2 protein-coding genes are annotated in these 862 nt (G+C 59.9%); both read left to right on the top strand.

Going from position 1 to position 862, the window contains the following annotated elements:
- Positions 1-310: sigma-54 factor interaction domain-containing protein (locus GY725_12475; protein MCP4005001.1), on the top strand; the 310-nt coding region annotated here is incomplete at its 5' end.
- A gap of 118 nt (positions 311-428) precedes the next feature.
- On the top strand, positions 429-862 hold a 434-nt coding region (locus tag GY725_12470; GenBank protein ID MCP4005000.1), incomplete at its 3' end, for an IS21 family transposase.

Genomic DNA, 862 nt, shown 5'->3' with positions numbered 1-862 from the left:
GCGCGGTGCCTTCACCGGGGCGATCGAGGCTCGACCGGGACGCTTCCGCGAAGCCCGCGGCGGAACCGTCTTCCTGGACGAGATCGGCGACATGCCCCTGGAGCTGCAGGCGAAGCTGCTCCGCGTGCTCCAGAGTGGAGAGGTCACGTCGGTGGGGGGACGGCACCCGGAGCAGGTCGACGCGCGCATCCTGGCGGCGACCAACAGGGACCTTATAAGGCGTCAATTAGCTTTCCCGTCTGAGCGTCAATTAGAACGACCGGGGGAGGGCGTGCTAGCAGGTCTGTTGTTTCGTGTGAGCGACAATTAGAACGGCCGTGCTTATGACTGCTAGCAATGATAGCTATCGGTTTCGCGGCGATTGGAATTCCCGTAACCGATCATGATGTGGCAGGCTATCGCAAGCTCTTACACAAAGGAGGCTTGCGATGCTCAAGGACGAAAAGGCCGGCAGGATGTTCTCGATGCTTCACCGCGGACATCCCGTGGCACAGATTGCACGGAGGCTTGAGATGGGCGAAAGAACAATCAGGAAGTACCGCGATAGCGGCATACTTCCCAGCCAACAGGAGCGGCAACCACGCAGCTATCGGACTCGGGAAGACCCCCTCGATCCGTATTGGCCGGAGATCGAGAAACTCTTGGAAGAGGACCACCGGCTGAGACCCTTTGCCTTGCTCGATTGGCTGAAGCAGAAATACAATCCGCCGGCCGGTGGCCAAGGCGAACTGCGGGTCACCGATTCGATTCGACGGACGTTGGAGCGGCGAGTTCAGCAATGGAAGCTGCAGCACGGGGTGCAACAAGAAGTCCACTTCCCCCAGGTTCATCATCCGGGCGACGTGATCGCTTTCGACTTCGT

The organism is bacterium, assembly GCA_024226335.1.
Lineage (GTDB): Bacteria > Myxococcota_A > UBA9160 > SZUA-336 > SZUA-336 > JAAELY01.
This window is presented reverse-complemented; position numbering and strand designations above follow the sequence as displayed.